Here is a 244-nt window from a genome sequence, read left to right on the forward strand (position 1 = left end):
GGACAGCTGCCCCGACCTGGTCGCCACCGGCTACTACGAGGCGTGCCGGACGGCCTTGCAGACCGACAGCCCCGCCAGCCATACCGGCTACTACGCGCCGCTGGCCTGCTGGTACGAGGCCCGCGCCTTTCCCAGTGCCGGCGGCGTGGCGGTATTGCTGCGCGACGTCTCGCGCGAACGCGAAGCCGCCGCCCAGCTCAAGTACCAGGCCACGCACGACTACCTGACCGGCCTGCCCAACCGC

The 244-nt window shown here is 71.7% G+C and carries 1 pseudogene; it reads left to right on the forward strand.

From position 1 onward, the window contains the following. A pseudogene (locus SB751_RS34270) lies at positions 1 to 244 on the forward strand (diguanylate cyclase); the annotation flags it as partial.

Source organism: Cupriavidus sp. SIMBA_020 (genome assembly GCF_046535395.1).
Classification (GTDB): domain Bacteria; phylum Pseudomonadota; class Gammaproteobacteria; order Burkholderiales; family Burkholderiaceae; genus Cupriavidus; species Cupriavidus campinensis.